The following is a 19,306-nucleotide window of genomic DNA, read 5'->3' as shown; positions in this document are numbered from 1 at the left end:
TCAGGGATTTTCCCTGAAATAGTAAATTATATCCAAAGGGGGCGGTGCGATATCAAGCTGCCCAAGCATGTGATGGCATTGCCCCCGGTGATGGGTCTGATGGTTAAAGATATGGGTCAATATCTTTGCAACATTGTCGTGACAGGGAATGCCTGCAGACGTCTTGTAATCTAGAAAGCTGTTCAGTTTATCATCTGTCAGGACTGAACAATAATGCTCTAGCCTATGATCGACGTTTCGTCTATGGCGCCACAGATCATCCAGCCGTCCATGCAGGACAGCATCCAGAGAGGCTGGTTTTTCTCCCTTTCCTTCCAGGCGTTCGAGCCACAAAAGATCGCCCACAAGAATATGATTTAAGGTGCCATTGAGGGACCCAAAGAAACCACCAACATCCATGTTTTGCTGGGCGTCCGACAGGGCCTGAATTGCATTAAACAGGCGTTGGTTCGCCCATGTATTATATCCGGATAAATCCCGGTAATGTCCAATCATAATCGGCTCCGTGCCTTATTTGGGAGGGGCGGGCGTGACAACGATCGTACTGTCGTCATCAGAGTCCTCGTTTGTGGAGGGTACCACTTTTTCTTCAGGCCAGTTTCCAATCGGAAAGGGTTTATCATCAGACGCCTGAGTGAGAAAATCAACAAGCTCATGGATATACTGACCCAACGCTGTTCCAAATCGTTGTAGCTGGTTGAGAGGCGCGCCTGTGAACAGAGTGCTGAAAAATTGAACAACGGCAATGGCCGCGAGCACAATTTCGGCAACGTTAAAACAGATTGCATAGAGAATGATATAGATCAACCTCTTCCAGGTTTTTTTGGATTTCAGGTTGTTTTCAGTCTTGTCGTCCATCTTTACCTCCCCGGGTATAAGGATGAGCTCAGCAGGGTGAGTCTCGCCGGTTATAACCAGCGCCTGACAGTAGCCTTGTACGACAGATATTCATCCCCGAACTTTTCTTCAAGATATCTTTCTTCACGAGCAATCACATGGTACCGAATTATCAGCAGGGCACCGGGCAGTAAAGCTAAGGCCAGCCATGATCCGGCAGCGATGGAAAACCCGACGTAACCAACTGTCATAAATACATAAATCGGGTTTCTGGAAAATCTGTAAAAGCCTTTTTTTAAAACAACGGTCGTTGGTTTCCAAGGTTCTACATTAGAGCCGGATTTTTGGTGGGAACGTGCAATTATGAACACAAAAACAAGAGCCACTATTACAATTCCAAATCCAATAAAGATCTGTCGTGCTGGCCCCAAGGTTCCGTTGATCCAGTATGAGTTGAAAAGGATGCCAAAGACCAAAAAAAACAAAAAACAAAGGGGGGGTGGAATTTTTACACCCGCATTATCTTTCTGCTCTTTGTTTTCATTAATTTGGTTCAAACCAGTGTTCCCTAAGGGAGGACATTTGAGGCAAGATATTCAATCGCGGCCTGCGTACCCCCTGCGCCGTGAGGGATATTCAGGGCCTTCAGTCCCATTTCTATAACCGATAAGGTGCCCAATACCATCGGGGCATTGGCATATCCCATATGGGCAATACGAATACCCTGACCCTCAAGCGCACCGATGGTGATACCAACAACCACACCGCATTTTTTATCGCAATATTCGCGCAGGGGATCAGGCGAATACCCTTTTTCGAATAAAACCGTTGTGACAGCGGAAGCGCGCTCTTCTGCATTGGTAATATTAAACTGTAGAACACCGGGCTCAGACCATTTGGAAACAGCCGCGGCCGTTGCTCCTGCGAGAAGGGAATGTCGGTGAATGGCGGCTTCCAGTGTTTCTTCAAAAAGCAGATTCATCGATTGGCGAAGGGCAAATAAAAGGTGTTCCGGCGGTGTGCCTGCATATTTCTGATAGTGAACTTTGCCCATCCGAGCCGTCCAGTCCCAGTAAGCGGTCCTGAGATTGGCTTTCTGGTGAAGTTCCATCGCCCTTGGACTTGCGGCGTTGAAACTGAGCCCTGGTGGTGACATCAGGCCTTTTTGGGCCGCTGCGACCGCGACATCGACCCCCCAGTCATCCATCGAGAATTCCATGGTTCCAAGAGAGGCAATTGTATCCACCATAAACAGGGCAGGATGCCCGGTTGAACGAATGGCTTTGCCAACGGCTTCTACATCATTGACCACACTGGATGCCGTATCAACCTGCACCATTAGTATCGCCTTTATTTCATGGCGGGTATCCTGCTTGAGGCGTTCTGCAACGGCGTCTGGTTTTACCGCCTCCCTCCAGGAGCCGGGCAGGATCTCAACATCCAGCCCAAGCGTTCCCCCCGTCGCGCCCCATCCGTTCGCAAATTGCCCGCTTTCAAGAACGAGCACTTTGTCGCCTCGACTAAGAACATTGCTTAGGGCTGCTTCCCATGCGCCATGACCATTGGCGATATAAATAAAGGTCTTTCCAGCTGTTTTGAACAGTCGCTTCAAGTCAGTAAGAAGGCTGTCTGTAAGCGGAGGGAAGTCTTTTTCGTAAATATCAATGGCGGGTTGGTGCATTGCACTGAGCACGGAATCTGGAATATTTGTTGGTCCAGGGATGCTTAGGAATTCGCGACCAGTACGCACGCTCATAAGGGTTTTCCTTATTTTGAATGATTTAAAAAGTAAGTTTACTGAACATTTCCTGATTGGCAACTTTTGTGAAGCTATTCACTCTTTTTTGGTCGTTTTTTAACAAATGTTTTTTGCACGCTTGTGTAAAGCTGTTTACTAGATGCGCCAAGTCCAGCGAGCGGTAGAAACCGGGATTTCTTTGTCCCGGCAGGACGTTGAACGATACGCAACATGACAAATAATGTCAGGAAAGAAGTGCCGCCTGCAATGCAGAGAAACAGGGTTTCTGGACCGAAATAGGCCATAAACTGAGAAGTGATAATCGGACCGCTGCTGGCCCCCAGGCCATAGGCGAACAGAAGGCTGCCCGATACCTGAACAAGCCGTTCTTTATCGACCAGATCGTTTGCTTGTGCCGATGACATGGGATAAATTGTGTAGGCAACGCCCCCATAAATTAAAGCCGTCAAGTAGAGGAATGTGATATTCTGTTCACCACTTGCCCAAACAATAGCAAGGCTTGCTACTGTTGTCAGGATTGAGACAACAATCATGACCGTGCGTCGATCGAAGAGATCTGAAAGACGGCCGACAGGAAATTGCAGGAGCATTCCGCCAAGCAGGATGGAGGCCATGAAAAACGAGATTTCTGCAATCGTCATATCGATCGATTTCGCAAAAACCGGACCCATACTGTTGATTGAACTGTTTGAAAGGCCGGCTGTAAAGGTTCCAATAACACCAACCGGGGAAATGCTGTACAGGGCCTTTAGGCTCATACGTTCCGGTTTTGTGGGTTTGGGAGCTGCGGATCGCGTTAGCAGAATTGGCACCAGGGCGATCGAAAAGATAATCGAGGCTACGGAGAATAATTCAAACGAAGCGGGATCCGCCAGAGGCAGTATAAGCTGACCCAATCCGCCGCCCAGATAACTGGTCATCATGTAAAGGGATAAAACGCGTCCCCTATTTTCATTTGTCGATCGTTCGTTCAACCAGCTTTCCACGATCATTACCATGCCAGCCATACAAAAACCGCAGATCGCCCGCAGGATAATCCAGGAAATGGGGTTGAGGATAAGAAGATGGGCAAGGACGGCGACGGACATGATCGAGGCAAAGGCCGCGAAGGACCGAATATGTCCGGCACTTGCAACAACCCGTGCTGCGTTCATGGCTCCCAGAAGCATCCCGATGAAATAGGCCGCCATGATCAGGCCGGTAATTTCCGTGGAAAAGCCTTCCAGTTTACTGCGCAAACCCAACAGAGTTCCGAACATGCCATTTGCCAGCAACAAGAGGCCATAGCTGAGCAATAGCGAAGCGACAGATTTTGCGGTATTCAGCATCTAACTTTCTTTGCTGATAGAGTTAGTGAAATACATCACGACCAATGAAATAGCGCCAAATCCAGCAAAACTTATTACCAGTGGCAGAATGGTTCCGTTATAGGTCTGTGCAATCAATGAACCGATTATGGATGCTTGAAACGTGGAAAAGGCGGTAACGATTGCGGATCCTACCCCGGCGATATGACCAAGAGGTTCCATTGCAACGGCGTTAATGTTGCCAAATAAAATACCAAAACAGAAGAAGGTCATCAGAAGAAAAATCATCAAACTCCACAAAGGAGGTTGACCGTTCAGCATAAAGCTGATGGCGACAAATATCGCCGAGATCGTTGTTAAACCCCAAAGAGCCTTCTTGATAAGGTTTTGCATTCCCAGCCGAATGACCAGTGACGAATTCACCATGGATGCTCCTCCTATGGCGAGGGCGAGAACACCAAAATAAACCGGGAACAGGTCTCCGACCCCGTACTGGTCCTGAAAGATTTGCTGTGACATAGACAGATAGCTAAGAAAACCACTGAAAACAAACCCGGCCAGGATCGTATATCCGAAGGATAAAGGGGTGGTTACCACCTCTTTTGAAGCCAGTAGGAGACGCTTGACAGAAAATTTGTGGCGTCTCGCTTTTTCAAGGGTTTCGCGTTGGCGAAAGGCAAACCAGATGAACGCCGTGGTGCCAAGAGCAAACATGGCGCCAAATATTGCTTTCCAGCTGGCAAAATACAAAACAATCTGGCCTAATCCCGGTGCCAGAACAGGCACTAGAATAAAGACGGTCATTACCAATGACATAAAGCTCGCCATTTCGCGGCCTTTATACTGATCACGGATCAGTGCCATCGAGACAACGCGCGGTCCGGCGGCACCCAACCCTTGTAAAAAGCGTCCGGCAAGCATTGTTGGAAAGTCTGTTGCATAAATCGACAGAAGGCAGCCAATCAGAAAGATGGAAAAGCCTATATAGATCGGTTTTTTACGCCCAATACTATCGGAAATCGGCCCATACAGAAGCATGCCAACTGCCATGCCGGCAAAAAGCGTGCTGACAATATACTGGCGGTCGTTTGGATCTTTGATCGAAAGATCTTTCTCGATATGTGAAAGAGCCGGAAGCATGGCATCGATTGACAGGGCTATCAACGAAGAGAGAAGGGCCAGCAGGATAACCTGTTCGACGTAGCCGATTGCCGGTTTGCCGGTTTGAGATGTCAATTGAAACTCCGCATCTGGGAAAGCATGCATTCAGTCAGGCAAGAACAATTGCCGCGTGGGTCAGTGACCTTTCTAACGCTATTTAGGATGCCATTCCAATATTATTTTGTCCCCCGTTCGGATCAATTGACAAGCCGCGCTCCCCGTAGTCTTATTCCGGTATGTATTCATCTTCAAATCCCAGTCCCAGATACCGACAGTTGCTTGGCCATTATCGTTTGATGCATGAGCAGGGATATCATCGCCGCGTCGGTGATGATCTCGTCAAGATTGCGCCGGAAAACACGTTCAATGGTTTCGATGTGAAACGGTTTGTCTATTCTATTCGGGGGATCATTCGTGCCACCAAATCCAGGACAATTCTGGATTATGGAAGTGGTAAGGGGCAGCAATATTCTGAAGAACTGACGCGAGACGGTACCGTCCTGGCGACATCGTTGCATGATTTCTGGAATGTTCGGGAGATTACGTGTTATGATCCGGCGATAAACCGTCAGTTTTTGTCGCGGAAAATTCGGTTTGATGGTGTCATAGCGACAAATGTGATCGATCTTATTCCTGAAGAAGATCTTCCCTGGGTCGTGGACACCCTGTTCGAACGGGCGGAAAAGTTCGTTTTCTGCAATGTGGCTGGATTTGGGGCGCCGTTCAATCTGCCAAGCGGAGAAAATGCCCGTGTTGTGAGAAAATCAAAACGCTGGTGGGTGACCCTTTTTAAACGGGCAAACGAGCGGTATCCCGGGCGGTCACATTGTCTTGCTTTTGAAGAAACCAGAAAAACGTTTGAAGGGCAAAAAAAGAAGTCAACCTCCTATATTCACAATTGCCCCGGGCTCATTTTACCCGGGCCAAAAGTGAGAATCTCCAGTGCTATAGAAAAGAGCCAATAGCCTTGTATATTTAAAGGTTTTCGAACAGGGTCCGAATTCGCGCCAAGCTAAGATCCTGCCAATCCGGGTCCATATACCGGATGGATTTTTCGGCTGCAATCGCCTTTTTTTTCTGCTGCCAGACTGACTGTATTCCGATCGCGGTCAAATAATCATCGTTCGCCAGAATAAACTGCTTTTTATAGGGCAGGATCAAGAGGTGAGGCATTTTCCGGTGTTCCGCTTTTGCCTCTTCTTCGTTGCGGCACCAGATGTTTAAGAGAGGGGTGCAGCGGTTGCTATACCAAAAGGTCCCGGCGTCTTCTCCGGGATGCCATCCTCCGCTCAGATAATTGACTGCGTGACGCCAATTATGAAACCCTGCTTTTTTTGCGATAAAGTCCTGCACCTCCTGTAATTTAGGAGGCGTATTGGACCAGAGTTCCGGAGTGGGCAGGGATTGCATCCAGTTATGGAACCCTGTCGGCTCGCGCCGGAAGGATTTTTTCAATAATTGTGATTTGATTTTTAGTTCTGAAACAGGGGCCGTATCAGTTCGTGCCATTTCAATTTCCTTCAGGTTTTCTGTGGCATCCCGCAAAGCCAACATGAAAGAAAAGATTTGGTTACAAATACATTCTTATTTAGGGTGAATCCATCTTTGGCGGGCAGGCGTCCCTAGCGAAACCTGCCGGGAGTATACTGTTTATCTATCTATGGTCAATTCTTGTTTCTAATGTCGTAATGTTTGCGCTACCCTGAAAGAAAATGAACGCCGACAGAGCGTCCAAACTTAAAAAAGAGACAAAATGTCAAACAATAATAATATCACCGGTCTGGATGCTCACTTAAAGAAAATTCCTATCTTTTATGGCTGGATTGTGGTTGCCATTGTTTTCATTACGATGGGCATTGGGGTTAATGTTCGGACCTCTTTTTCTCTTCTTTATCCGTCCATTCTGCAAGAATTTGGCTGGGACCGGGCGACGACCGCTGCGGCCTTTACTGTTGGCTTTATCAGCGCGGGTGCCTTTTCTCCGATCATTGGACGGATTATGGATTTTTCAGCGCCGCGCTATCTATTGTCAGCATCGGCATTGATGGTTAGCGCAGGTCTTGTCTTATCGATTTATGCGACGGAACCATGGCATATCTATCTGACGCTGGGTGTCATGATGATCGGGACGGGCGTCGTTATGACGTATGTTGGGCATTCGATGTTTTTACCCAACTGGTTTGAGCAGAAACGGGGCCTTGCAATCGGGCTCGCTTTTTCTGGCGTCGGGATTGGATCCGTCTTTCTGATGCCAATTCTGCAAAGCACGATTTCAGAGAGTGGATGGCGGTCTGCCTGCCTTTTGATGGCTGTTCTTTTGGTTGTCGTTGTGGTGCCGTTGAACCTGATCCTGCAACGCAAAAGCCCGGATGAGCTTGGTTTGAAACCAGACGGAGAAGAACAGGATGTTTTAACGGGACAGACCGTCCGTGTGATCGCCGATGCGATCGTCGATTTGGAATGGACCCAAACTGACTGGACGTTAAAAAAGGCCATGAAAACCGGGTCATTTTGGTGGCTGTGCCTGACCTGTAGTAGCGGGCTTTATGCGTGGTATGCCGTGCAGATCCATCAAACAAAATATCTAATTGAAACGGGCATTTCACCATTGGAGGCGTCTTTTGCACTGGGTTTTGTCGGGTTCGCCGGTATTCTGGGGCAAATTTATTTTGGTCACTTGTCAGACCGTATCGGGCGTGAATGGGTCTGGACGCTGGCAAGCTCCGGCTTTGCACTATGTTACCTGTTGTTGTTGGTGATGGAGGATAACAGCCATTCGGCCCTGTTGTATGCCATGGTCATTGTACAGGGCGGGCTGGGGTATGCGTTGGCGGCGATTTTCGGCTCGATGCCTGCTGACCTGTTTCAAGGGCGGCGATATGGCGAAATTTTAGGTGTTGTTAGTTTAATCGCATTGATGGGCGGAGGGATCGGTCCTTATGTAACCGGATATTTATACGATCTGAACGGTAATTATCGGGCGGCATTCTGGCTTGCCTTTGCTATCTGCCTTGTTTCAATCTTCTCTGTCTGGATGACGGCTCCCCGAAAAAGGAGGTTGGTTGCAGGGCAGGCGGAAAAACGCGCAGCGTCAATTGTGACAGACCGGGACGGCGTATAGGAAAAGGATTATTCGACATGACAAAAACAGCAATCGTAACGGGCGCGAGCGCAGGCATTGGCCGGGCGGTTTCTTTGGCCCTGCTTGAAAAGGGGTATAAGGTTGTTCTGGCCGGGCGTTCCAGTGAAAAACTGCAGGAAACAAGAGAACTGGCCGGATCATCCAAAGAGCGAGCGCTTGCTGTTGCAACAGATGTCACTGATCCGGAAAGTGTGGATGCTCTTTTTAGGGAAACGGAAACCCGTTTCGGGCGGCTGGACCTGTTGTTTAACAATGCCGGTATCGGGGCCCCGCCGGTTACGGTGGATGCGCTTTCACTGGATGATTGGCATGCTGCCGTCAACACCAACTTGAACGGTGCCTTTTATTGTGCCAGGGCCGCGTTTTCTTTGATGCGTCGGCAGTCACCAAGAGGCGGGCGAATTATCAATAATGGATCGATCTCTGCACAAACTCCCCGGCCTTTCAGTGCCCCCTATACAGCGACCAAGCATGCGATTTCCGGACTGACGAAATGTCTGTCTCTGGATGGTCGGCCGTACGATATCGCCTGCGGGCAGATTGATATTGGAAACGCAGCAACACCGATGACAGAGGTCATGCAAAAAGGGGTGCCTCAAGCCAATCTTGAAATCAAACCAGAGCCTGTGATGGATGTGGAAAATGTCGCGTCTGCGATCGTCTATATGGACAGTCTGTCACTGGATGCAAATGTCCAGTTTATGACAGTAATGGCGACAAAGATGCCGTTCATTGGCCGAGGCTAGTCTCCAAAGATGGAAGCAAGGTAGGCGATCGCAACTTTTTCTGCTTCTATAGCCAAATCCGTTGAATAACCAAGAGGATAATTTGGCGGGCGCCGTAAAACCATCGCTTTGACACAGACAATGATGGTTCTGGCGACGGCTTCCGCCTGTTTTCGGGAATATCCGATCTCCGAAAAACGCGGATATCCGGCAAACAGATGAACCATCTGGTTTTCTGACGCCAAATTTGCCAATTGCCATTCATCATGCCCAGACAAGGCGATATCCAGCCGATATCGGATTTCGTCACCGGCTACAAGATCAGTAAGGTTTTCCATTAAGGCGGCGACAATGCGGCGCCAGTGGGCTTTCGGTGCCAGCTCTTCAAAGGTGGCGGTCAGGAGGTTGTTTTCTCTTTCAAGAATTTGTTCCCCAAGCGCGAGCAAGATCTCATCACGGTCTTTGAAATATTGATAAATCGAACCAACAGGAACTGCGGCTTCTTCGGCTATTCTGCTGGTTGTTACCTTTGAGAGCTCTGTTGTTTTGAGTAATGTTTCGGCACAGCTAATAATTTTCTCGACCCGTTCCTTTGACCGGGACTGTAGCGGCACTTTCCGGTTGCTCATTTTTGCGTTTTTCATATGACAAACAATACTACGCACAATGTGAAAAAAATTCAGGTTAAGCTTGACCAACGGCGATCAAAAACCAAACATGCGATAAGCTCTTAGTGGTGTTTGTACTAAATTCAATAAAAAAATATGATTTATATCTTCCTTTTATTGAGGAGGTTTGGGGGGTAAATTGAAAAATTATAATATTATCAATGTGTTGATTGGGTTTGTGGTTGTGGCATTTTTGACGCCTGCCGCAGCCTTCGCCAATGACATTATTCAGGTGCCTGCCGGAGATAATGCGCAGGAGCGCCTGCAAGAGGCCCTTATTCTAGCAGAACCGGGGCAAACGATAGAGTTATCTGAAGGGGTTTATTCGCTAACGGATGGCCTTTCCCTGGATGTGAAAGATGTAACAGTACAGGGAATGGGAATGGATAAGTCCGTTCTTTCTTTTAAAAATCAGGAAGGTGGTTCAGAAGGTCTGCTGATCACATCCGATGGTGTCGTGTTGAAGGACTTTGCTGTTGAAGATTCAAAAGGCGATGCCATTAAAGCAAAAGGCGTAGACGGCATTGCCATGATCCGGGTTCGCACTGAATGGACGGGCGGCCCCAAAGCGACCAACGGCGCGTATGGGTTGTATCCGGTGCAATCAAAAAATGTTTATATCGATGGTGCTGTCGCCATTGGGGCGTCTGATGCTGGTATCTATGTAGGACAAAGCGATAAGATCATCGTTCGCAACAGTCGCGGGGAGTTTAATGTTGCGGGGCTAGAGATCGAAAACAGCTATAATGCGGATGTTTTTGATAATGTCATGACGAATAATACAGGCGGTTTACTGGTTTTTGATCTGCCCAATCTGCCACAGCAGGGTGGGCACAATGTTCGGTTTTTTCGAAACAGGTCCTATGGGAATAACACTGATAATTTTGCGCCGGAAGGTAACATTGTCGGGATTGTCCCGCGCGGAACCGGCATGATTGTCATGGCGAACGAAAATGTAGAGATCTTTGAAAATGAATTTTCTGATAATGATACGATGAACATTGTTGTTGCCAGTTATGTAGATGATTTCGACGACGAACATTATCAACCAACGCCTCGAAAAATCCATATTCATCATAATAAATTTGGCAAATCCGGAATGAAACATGATACCGGTGAATTTGGAACCATCGTCAAGGAAACCGTAGGTGCGCCAAGCCCGGACATTATTTGGGATGGCGTTCTGCCGATTGTCGATTACCTGTTTTTTGGCCAGGACGAAGACGATCAGCTCGCAATTCACGATAACGAACATTCTGACGGCGTACGCCCGTATGGAAACGCGAATATGATCATGCATGTTTTGGCGCCGTTTCTGCACAGCCCGGATTTTGACGCTTCGGCGTATCAAAAATCCTACCCGTCTTTGCCGCCGGTGACGGTCACCATCCGCGGTAAACCGGCCGAGAGCCTGGTTCAGTAGGGGCGGCCGGATGAACGCTTTTTTGATCAGCCGTTTTGTTTCCCTGTTCTTCGGATTGGTGCTTTGCGCGTTGTTCGCAGGTACCACTTTGGGCGCGTCACAGGTGAAGGATCGTTTGCTGATGGGGCAGAAGCCAGCGGCCCGGTTATCTGACTATGGGTTGTTTACAGGACCAGGGCTGGAACGGCCTGACGAGCGGGTTGTCCGTTATACGATCAGCAATCCGTTGTTTACCGATTATGCCTTAAAGGATCGGTTTCTCTATCTGCCGATCGAAGCGAAGCCAGCCACCTATCAAACGGAAGGCGTGTTGGATTTTCCGGTGGGTAGCGTTTTGGTCAAGACATTTTCCTATCCGGAAAGTTTTAAGGATCCGCAGAGCCCAGTAAGAAAGATTGAAACCAGATTGCTCATCCATAAGGAAACGGGTTGGGTGGGCTACCCTTATGTATGGAATGACGATCAAACCGATGCCGTGTTGAAGCTGGCAGGCAAGCGTTTAAAAGTCGATGTGATCTGGAAAAACGGTGAAAAAGACGTCATTTCATATGCGGTTCCAAATAAAAATCAATGTAAGGGCTGCCACGGCGACAAAGAAAAGCGGTTGGCCCCTATCGGCCCAAAAATCCGAAACTTAAACAAAACAAGCCAGAGCGGATCCGGCAATCAAGTTCATGACCTGATTGATAGAGACTATATTGAAGGTCCAAAGCGAGACACCGGGGACATGCCAAAAGTACCTTTCCCCTTTAATTCGGAGGAGGGGGCACTGGTCGATCGTGCCCGATCTTACCTGGATGGGAATTGTGCCCACTGCCATGCCCCCGGACGGGCCGCTGATACAAGTGGTTTATATCTTGGGTATCTCGAAAAGCGCGAGGTTCATTGGGGACTCGAAAAGCCCCCGGTTGCTGCGGGGCGTGGGTCAGGTGGTCTGCTGGTTGATATTGATCCGGGACATCCCGAAAAATCCATTCTTGTCTTCCGGATGAAGAGCAACGACCCTGGCATTATGATGCCCGAAACAGGGCGGTCGATGATCGACAAAGAAGGGGTCGCTTTGATCGAGGCGTTTATTCGGCAACTGGATTGATCAATCCGTAATCTAACAGGATCGGATTCGGTTTATTTTGTATGTATACGAATAAAATGCTTGAGAAATCTGAAATATGGGGGCATGATTTTTATCAAACAGTAAACAAGCAGCCATGAGAGAACCCTAATAATACGTGGCGCACTGTTTAAAATGGGAGTTACATCGGGCATTCTGTTTCGGTGTTTAAAGAGCTGAAGGGAGCGTGAGTCATGATTTCAAGAAGAGGTTTAGTTACAAAAACGTTGGCCGGCGCTGTGCTGGCGGCAATTCTGGGATCCTCGTTCGCCGCACAGGCAAGTGAGACGATCAAGATCGGTGAGATTAACAGCTACACTCGTTTGCCTGCATTTACCGAGCCTTACAAAAAGGGTTGGGAACTGGCGGTTGAGCAGATTAATAACAACGGCGGCGTGCTTGGGAAAAAACTGGAAGTGATCTCACGGGATGATGCCGGGAAGCCCGGAAATGCCGTAAAAATTGCTGAAGAGCTGGTATCCAAGGAAAAAGTCGCTCTTCTGGCGGGCACTTTCTTTTCGCATATTGGTCTGGCGGTGACTGACTATGCAAAACAGAAAAAGGTTTTGTTCATCGCGTCCGAGCCTCTCAGCGATGCGATCGTTTGGTCAAAAGGAAATGATTACACGTTCCGCTTACGTCCCTCCACTTACATGCAGTCTGCTATGCTGGCAAAAGAAGCTGCGAAATTACCTGCAAAAAAATGGGCGACCGTTGCGCCAAACTATGCATATGGCAAGGATGCCGTTGCCGCGTTTAAATCTGTTCTGAAAGAACTGAAGCCTGATGTTGAGTTCGTCGAAGAACAATGGCCCGCCCTGTTCAAAATCGATGCGGGTGCAACCGTCCGGGCGCTGGAAGCAGCCAAACCAGATGCGATCTACAATGTAACTTTTGGTGGCGATCTCGCCAAATTTGTGCGCGAAGGGTCTATTCGCGGACTATTTGAAGGTCGGGAAGTTGCCAGTTTGTTGACGGGCGAGCCTGAATATCTGGACCCGCTTAAAGCAGAAGCACCAGAAGGCTGGATTGTCACCGGTTATCCTCGTGATTTTATCAAGGATAAAGTCCATAGTGATTATGTTGCGGCCTATGAGGCAAAATTCTCTGAATTGCCAAAAACGGGATCGTTGGTTGGCTATAACACCATTTTGACAATCGCCGCAGCAATTGAAAAAGCAGGCAGCACAGATCGTGATAAACTCCTTGCTGCGATGAAGGACCTGACATTCGACAGCCCTTCTGGAAGCGTTAAATATCGGGCGATCGACCATCAGTCAACGATGGGTGCCTGGGTTGGACGGACAGCCGTTAAAGACGGTAAAGGCATCATGGTTGACTGGTTCTATGCAGATGGAAATGACTATCTGCCAGGACCTGAAAAAACCAAAATGCTTCGCGCGGCTCAATAAGTCTACCTCTACCTCTCGGTGACGCATGTTACCGAGAGGCTTTTCACTTTTCCTACCTTGACTGAGGAGTAGTCAATGGGTTTTTACCTGGCTCAGTTCCTGACAGGACTGGCGAGCGCGTCGTCACTTTTTCTGGTGGCGTCCGGCTTATCCATCATTTTTGGCGTTACCCGCATCGTAAATTTTGCGCATGGATCCTTCTTTATGTTGGGGGCTTACCTTGCCTATACTTTCGTCGATCTTATGCCTCATGGTATTTTGGGCTTCTGGGGGTCTGTTCTGGCGGCCTCGCTGGCTGTTGGCGTGATCGGTGTTCTGCTGGAAGTAACTTTATTTCGCCGAATTTATAAAGCTCCTGAACTTTTTCAGCTGGTTGCAACCTTTGGCGTTGTTCTTGTCATTCAGGATCTTGCCTTATGGATATGGGGGGCGGAAGACCTGTTCGGTCCAAGGGCACCGGGTCTGGAAGGAGCTGTTCGAATATTGGGGGAGCCTATTCCTGAATATGATCTCGCGCTTATCGTTTTGGGTCCTGCGGTTCTGCTGGGTGTCTGGCTGTTATTTAACAAAACCCGCTGGGGGACTCTGGTCCGTGCCGCGACGCAGGATCGCGAAATGGTCAGTGCATTGGGGGTCAATCAAAGCTGGCTTTTTACAAGTGTGTTTTTTGTGGGCTCAACCCTTGCCGGGCTCGGCGGCGCGGTGCAGCTACCGCGGGAGGCCGCAAACCTGTTGATGGATCTCAACGTTATTGGCGAAGCGTTTGTTGTTGTTGTTATTGGCGGAATGGGGAGTGTTCCAGGTGCATTTTTAGCATCCGTTCTGATCGGCGAGCTAAATGCCTTCGGGATTTTGGTGTTTCCAGAAATTACCTTGGTGCTGGCCTTTCTTGTTATGGCTGTCGTCCTGGTTGTGCGGCCTTGGGGATTGCTTGGAAAACCCGACGCCGTGTTGCGCGGGGCGGACGGGCCGCCCGAGCAGCCTTTGAAATTAATGACCCCGCTGTCGTTGAAAATGATTTTGGGACTCGTTCTGATTTTGGTCCTTGCGCCTGTTCTGTTTGATGAATTTGCCATTGTTCTGCTGACCGATATTCTGATTTTCGTTTTGTTTGCAGTCAGTCTGCACTTCATAATGGGCCCCGGCGGACTGGTGTCTTTCGGGCATGCGGCTTATTTTGGTCTTGGCGCGTATGGGGCGGCGCTGGCTGTGAAATATTTTGGCGTCGACATGTTGGGGGGATTGGTTTTAGCGCCGGTCGCTGCCGGGCTTGGGGCTCTTATCTTTGGCTGGTTCTGCGTTCGACTCAGTGGTGTTTATCTTGCCATGCTGACCCTTGCCGCAGCACAGATTACCTGGTCAGTCGCTTTTCAGTGGCAAGAAGTCACGGGCGGCGATGACGGAATTCTAGGTGTTTGGCCCGCCGAGTGGGCATCTGAAAAAGCGGCTTATTACTATCTGACACTGACGCTGGTTCTGGCGGGCGTGTATTTTATTCGTCGGATTGTTTATGCGCCTTTTGGATATGCCATGCGGGCAGGGCGGGATTCCCAGCTTCGTGTTGAAGCAATCGGCATTAACTTAAAGACCCAGCAATGGATGGCGTTTGTGATCGCGGGCATCTTTGCCGGCGTTGCGGGTGGTCTTTATGTGTATTCAAAGGGAAGTATTTTCCCGGACGAATTAGCAATATCCAGATCGGTAGATGGGCTGGTGATGGTTTTGTTGGGCGGGATCCATTCACTGATTGGACCTATTGTTGGTGCTGTCAGTTTTACCATGCTGGAGGATTTGGTCACCCGTCTGGATTATTGGCGGATTATATTTGGGGGTGTCATCCTGTTTATAGTGGTCATCGCACCTGAAGGACTGGCAGGGTTTGCGCGGCGTGTCCTGCCAAAGGCACTCACCGGCAAAAAAGAACAGGAGGGTCGAGTATGAGTTTATTGAAAGTACAGGGCCTGACCAAATCTTTTGGCGGTGTGAAAGCCGTCAATGATGTCACTTTTGAATTGGCCGTGGGTGAAATGCTGGCTCTTATCGGTCCTAATGGTGCCGGGAAAACAACCTGCTTTAATATGTTGAACGGTCAGTTGAAGGCGGATGCCGGTACTGTTCTGTATAACGGAGAAGAACTTCTGTCCTTAAACCCGCGAGAGATATGGCGGATGGGAATTGGACGTACGTTCCAGATTACGGCGACCTTCGCTTCCATGACGGTGCGGGAAAATGTCCAGATGGCTCTTTTGTCTCACCATAAGAAGATTTTTTCTTTATGGGGGCGGGCTGAAATTCGCTATCGGGCTGAAGCGGATGCGTTGCTGGATCGTGTGGGAATGCTTCACCAAGCACACAGAGCCTGCGGTGTGCTGGCTTATGGGGATCTAAAACGGTTAGAGCTTGCCATTGCCCTTGCACACGGCCCCAAGTTGTTGCTCATGGATGAACCTACTGCTGGTATGGCGCCCAAAGAGCGGATTTCCCTTATGGAACTTGTCGCTTCGATCGCACAAAGTACAGGTGTGAGTGTTTTGTTTACAGAGCATGATATGGATGTTGTGTTTGCGCATTCCGATCGTCTGATGGTTTTGAACCGGGGTGAAATTATTGCAACCGGGACCGCTGAAGAAATCCGCAAGAACGATCTTGTGAAAGAGGTCTATCTCGGCGGCGGAAGTACTTTTGATACAACAGGTGAGGTCGCATAGAATGCTTGATATTAATGGTATCAACGCTTTTTACGGGCAGGCTCAAATTCTTGAGGATGTTTCCTTTTCGGTTAATGCAGGCGAAGTGGTTGCGTTGCTGGGCCGGAACGGTGCGGGGAAGTCAACAACCATGAAAACCCTGATGGGGATGGTCCGCTCCACAGAGGGGGATGTCCGGTTTAACAACAGTTCAATAAAGAACCTTCCCAGTCATAATATTTGCCAGCAGGGTCTTGGCTACGTTCCCGAAGAACGACGGATTTTTACGGAACTTTCGGTCATGGAAAATCTGGAAGTCGGCCGTCAGGATAAACGAGAAGGGGCGCCGTTCTGGACTGCGGAGAAGCTGTTTGAACTCTTTCCCAATCTTGGTGAGATGAAGAACCGTCCGGGTGGACAGATGAGCGGTGGTGAACAGCAAATGCTGTCAATTGCACGCACGTTGATGGGAAATCCTGCGGCTATTTTACTCGATGAGCCATCGGAAGGGATTGCCCCTGTTATTGTTGAGCAAATGGCGATTACGATTTCGGCCCTCAAATCAGAAGGTTTGGCGGTTTTATTGTCAGAACAGAACCTGCATTTTGCCAAACTGGTCTCGGATCGCGCGGTCATTCTTGAAAAAGGGAGCGTGCAATATCAAGGCAGTATTCAGGAACTGGAAGAACATCCGGAAATCCGGGATGCTTATCTCGCCGTTTGATTTATCTTGCGTCGATCAGGCTTATACATTCCAACACGATCGCCGCCGCCAATTGAGCCGTTATCCCGTTGATATCATAGGGGGGGCTGACCGTGTTGATGTCGCAGGCAACAATATTCAGGCCCTTCATGGCCCTTAAAAGGGTCAGTCCTTCAAATGTGGTGGGACCGCCAGGTGTTGGTGTGGCAACGCCTGGTGCTGCGGACGGATCAAAGAAGTCCATGTCAAAACACAGATAGACGGGCCTCCCTTCAAGGCTGGAGCGGATCAGGGTACTGGCCTGTTCGACAGGCATGTGTGCCAGCTTTGCCCAAGGCAGCACGCGATATCCCATCTGTTCAGTAAAGGCGATGCTTTTATCGGCGTTTACCGGTGCTCTTGTTCCCACATGGACAGAATTGGCAATATCCAATACCCCTTCATTTGCCGCATGGGTAAATGGCGTGGCGTTGTCAAAATGGTCATTGCTCCGAAGCGGATAACAATCCGTATGTGCATCAAAATGCAAAACGGTGATATCCGAAAATTTTTGATGAACGGACCTGATTTGAGGCAGGAAAACAGCGCCGTCTCCGCCTAAGGAAACAGGCGTACAGTTATTGTCCAAAATTGATGTGATTGCCTGCTCTGTCCTGGCGTAGAATTCGTTAATAGCGGATAGACCCCCACCGGAAAAATTGACGTCGCCCGCGTCGATAACCGATTGTTTTTGGAGGGGATCATTGCGGGCGTCCTCGATCAGTTCTAACGACAACACAGATTGTTCCCGAATGGCGTTCGGGCCGAGGCGGGCTCCCAGTCTGGTCGGGTGGCTTCCACAATCGAACGGCAGACCCAAAATGGCAATATCAGCGTGTTGGAAATCCTGCGAAAAAGGTAATCTGGCAAAGGATAGGGGCGATACGAAAAGCCCCTCGCGTTCCGTTCTCATCGATCTTCCATTCTTTCAATTAAGTCTTTCAATGCAGTGTCAAATGGCATTGCGGCTTCAAAAGCCCTCGACGCTTTGAGGATCGTTGGTTCATCATACCGGGCGCCGACAATCTGCAGGCCGATCGGCAATCCTGAAGCTGAGCGGCCTGCCGGAATTGAGGCAGCAGGATGCCCGGTCAGGTTAAACGGAACCGTGTAGGGTGTCGCATCGTCCCAGCGATCATAGTCTTCGGTATGATAAACTGTTTCTGCAAGCGGGGAAGTAGACGGCATGGTGGGGGTCAGCAACAGGTCATACTGGGTAAAAAACTGTCCCATTTTTCCGCCCAATCGAACCCTCTCTGAATGCGCGGCGTAATAACTGCCTAAGGAAACTGATAGTCCCTGTTCTGCCAGCGCTAAAAAACCTGGATCCAAATCGGCCCATTTGCGTCGTGGAATTTGTTTTAAGATGTAGCCAAACCCGGCTTTCCAATAATCCTCGAACAGAGGGCGAAGCGGAGGGAAAATGTCGTCAACAAGGGTTACATTTGCGCCCAGATCACGAAATTTATCAACTGCGTTGTCGATGATCTCCCTTACCTCTGAAGAGGGGTTCGCCCCACCCAGGGTTGGGCTGTAGGCGATTTTCATTCCTTCGATGCCGCCATTGATCCCTTTGGTAAAATCCAGCTTCTGGTCGGCGGCGGCATACCAGTCCCGCGCATCCGGTTGTGCCATCACATTCAGCATCAGGGCGGCATCCTGCACGGATCTGCTGAGGGGGCCATTACTGACAAGGGTGGCATAAGGGCTCTCATTGGGCGTATGAGGAACCCGTCCAAAGGTAGGTTTAATGCCATAGAGACCACAATAACTGGACGGGATGCGTACTGACCCGCCGCCATCGGTGCCGAGGGCAAGGGGTCCGCTTCCCGAGGCGACGGCCGCTGCCGCACCCCCGCTAGATCCACCCGGTGAGTGTTTTGTATTCCATGGGTTTCGGGTATAGCCGTTCTGAGGGCTGTCGGTGATCCCTTTCCATCCAAATTCAGGTGTATGGGTGAGGCCAAACAAGATGGCACCACTTTCTCGCAGTCGTGCAACGCTGGGACAGTCCTGCTCTAAAACAAGATCCGGATCATTGGTTTTCGAACCACTCAGGCATGCATGGCCTTTTACGGCCACGATGTCTTTTATACTGATGGGGATACCATCAAGAGGGCCTGAAGGGACACCCTTTTGCCAACGGGCCTCTGACCTTTTGGCCTGCGTTATTGCTGTTTCTGTATCAATGACACGAAATGCATTCAGATCAGGCTCAAGTTTGGCTGCATGGCTGAGTACCTGATTGGTGACCTCTAGAGGGGAGGTTGATTGTTCAGAATAAGCCTTGGAGAGCTCTGTTGCTGTCATGTTGAGAACGGACACGTGACAC

At 49.4% G+C, this 19,306-nt stretch carries 19 protein-coding genes; 9 read left to right on the top strand and 10 right to left on the bottom strand.

Going from position 1 to position 19,306, the window contains the following annotated elements; all coding sequences use genetic code 11:
• The 6 genes from OIR97_RS16015 to OIR97_RS15990 form a co-directional block, all read right to left on the bottom strand.
• Complete coding sequence (locus OIR97_RS16015) at positions 1 to 495, bottom strand: DinB family protein (protein ID WP_169543229.1); 495 nt, start codon at positions 493 to 495, stop codon at positions 1 to 3.
• A gap of 15 nt (positions 496 to 510) precedes the next feature.
• A complete protein-coding gene (locus OIR97_RS16010; protein WP_169543228.1) occupies positions 511 to 858 on the bottom strand; it encodes a DUF4389 domain-containing protein in 348 nt (115 codons plus the stop codon).
• 50 nt (positions 859 to 908) lie between these two features.
• Complete coding sequence (locus OIR97_RS16005; RefSeq protein ID WP_169543227.1) at positions 909 to 1,394, bottom strand: methyltransferase family protein; 486 nt, start codon at positions 1,392 to 1,394, stop codon at positions 909 to 911.
• Between the two features lie 11 nt (positions 1,395 to 1,405).
• Positions 1,406 to 2,593: a pyridoxal-phosphate-dependent aminotransferase family protein gene (locus tag OIR97_RS16000; RefSeq protein ID WP_169543226.1), complete on the bottom strand. Its 1,188-nt coding sequence runs from the start codon at positions 2,591 to 2,593 to the stop codon at positions 1,406 to 1,408.
• Between the two features lie 74 nt (positions 2,594 to 2,667).
• A complete protein-coding gene (locus OIR97_RS15995; protein ID WP_169543225.1) occupies positions 2,668 to 3,924 on the bottom strand; it encodes an MFS transporter in 1,257 nt (418 codons plus the stop codon).
• Entirely contained in the window at positions 3,925 to 5,139 is a 1,215-nt protein-coding gene (locus OIR97_RS15990) for a multidrug effflux MFS transporter (protein ID WP_219821563.1), read from the bottom strand.
• Between the two features lie 161 nt (positions 5,140 to 5,300).
• Between OIR97_RS15990 and OIR97_RS15985 the strand changes: the two genes are divergently transcribed.
• Entirely contained in the window at positions 5,301 to 6,029 is a 729-nt protein-coding gene (locus tag OIR97_RS15985) for a hypothetical protein (RefSeq protein WP_169543223.1), read from the top strand.
• A 10-nt stretch (positions 6,030 to 6,039) separates the two neighbouring features.
• Here the strand turns inward: OIR97_RS15985 and OIR97_RS15980 are convergent, their stop codons facing one another.
• On the bottom strand, positions 6,040 to 6,573 hold the full coding sequence (locus tag OIR97_RS15980) for a hypothetical protein (RefSeq protein WP_169543222.1): 534 nt from the start codon (positions 6,571 to 6,573) through the stop codon (positions 6,040 to 6,042).
• Positions 6,574 to 6,817: 244 nt separating this feature from the next.
• On the opposite strand from OIR97_RS15980, the gene OIR97_RS15975 reads away from it, so the two are divergent.
• Positions 6,818 to 8,185 (top strand): MFS transporter, encoded by a 1,368-nt coding sequence (locus OIR97_RS15975; RefSeq protein WP_169543221.1) that lies wholly within the window; start codon positions 6,818 to 6,820, stop codon positions 8,183 to 8,185.
• A gap of 17 nt (positions 8,186 to 8,202) precedes the next feature.
• Positions 8,203 to 8,952, top strand: a complete 750-nt coding sequence (locus OIR97_RS15970) for an SDR family oxidoreductase (protein ID WP_169543220.1) — start codon at positions 8,203 to 8,205, stop codon at positions 8,950 to 8,952.
• Here OIR97_RS15970 and OIR97_RS15965 read toward each other — a convergent pair.
• On the bottom strand, positions 8,949 to 9,560 hold the full coding sequence (locus OIR97_RS15965; protein WP_169543219.1) for a TetR/AcrR family transcriptional regulator: 612 nt from the start codon (positions 9,558 to 9,560) through the stop codon (positions 8,949 to 8,951). The two genes, OIR97_RS15970 and OIR97_RS15965, sit on opposite strands and share 4 nt — an antisense overlap.
• Positions 9,561 to 9,738: 178 nt before the next feature.
• Between OIR97_RS15965 and OIR97_RS15960 the strand changes: the two genes are divergently transcribed.
• The 6 genes from OIR97_RS15960 to OIR97_RS15935 all read left to right on the top strand — a co-directional run bounded on the left by OIR97_RS15960 (position 9,739) and on the right by OIR97_RS15935 (position 16,956).
• The gene (locus OIR97_RS15960; RefSeq protein ID WP_219821562.1) at positions 9,739 to 11,022 is read left to right on the top strand and encodes a parallel beta-helix domain-containing protein; all 1,284 of its coding nucleotides are present in this window, start codon (positions 9,739 to 9,741) and stop codon (positions 11,020 to 11,022) included.
• A gap of 10 nt (positions 11,023 to 11,032) precedes the next feature.
• Entirely contained in the window at positions 11,033 to 12,115 is a 1,083-nt protein-coding gene (locus OIR97_RS15955) for an SO2930 family diheme c-type cytochrome (RefSeq protein ID WP_169543218.1), read from the top strand.
• Between the two features lie 212 nt (positions 12,116 to 12,327).
• The gene (locus tag OIR97_RS15950) at positions 12,328 to 13,545 is read left to right on the top strand and encodes an ABC transporter substrate-binding protein (RefSeq protein WP_169543217.1); all 1,218 of its coding nucleotides are present in this window, start codon (positions 12,328 to 12,330) and stop codon (positions 13,543 to 13,545) included.
• 75 nt (positions 13,546 to 13,620) lie between these two features.
• A complete protein-coding gene (locus OIR97_RS15945) occupies positions 13,621 to 15,486 on the top strand; it encodes an ABC transporter permease (RefSeq protein WP_169543216.1) in 1,866 nt (621 codons plus the stop codon).
• Positions 15,483 to 16,253 carry an ABC transporter ATP-binding protein gene (locus OIR97_RS15940; protein ID WP_169543215.1) on the top strand — a complete coding sequence of 257 codons (771 nt, stop codon included), beginning with the start codon at positions 15,483 to 15,485 and terminating at the stop codon, positions 16,251 to 16,253. The genes OIR97_RS15945 and OIR97_RS15940 overlap by 4 nt, the downstream gene beginning before the upstream one ends.
• Before the next feature lies 1 nt (position 16,254).
• The gene (locus OIR97_RS15935; RefSeq protein ID WP_169543214.1) at positions 16,255 to 16,956 is read left to right on the top strand and encodes an ABC transporter ATP-binding protein; all 702 of its coding nucleotides are present in this window, start codon (positions 16,255 to 16,257) and stop codon (positions 16,954 to 16,956) included.
• 1 nt (position 16,957) lies between these two features.
• Here the strand turns inward: OIR97_RS15935 and OIR97_RS15930 are convergent, their stop codons facing one another.
• Both OIR97_RS15930 and OIR97_RS15925 read right to left on the bottom strand, forming a co-directional pair.
• Entirely contained in the window at positions 16,958 to 17,887 is a 930-nt protein-coding gene (locus OIR97_RS15930) for an arginase family protein (protein ID WP_169543213.1), read from the bottom strand.
• Complete coding sequence (locus OIR97_RS15925) at positions 17,884 to 19,299, bottom strand: amidase (RefSeq protein ID WP_169543212.1); 1,416 nt, start codon at positions 19,297 to 19,299, stop codon at positions 17,884 to 17,886. The genes OIR97_RS15930 and OIR97_RS15925 overlap by 4 nt, the downstream gene beginning before the upstream one ends.
• Positions 19,300 to 19,306 lie beyond the last annotated feature (7 nt).

It is taken from the genome of Sneathiella aquimaris (assembly GCF_026409565.1).
Lineage (GTDB): Bacteria > Pseudomonadota > Alphaproteobacteria > Sneathiellales > Sneathiellaceae > Sneathiella > Sneathiella aquimaris.
The sequence above is the reverse complement of the archived record's forward strand: the minus strand, read 5'-3'. Positions and strand labels throughout refer to the sequence as shown.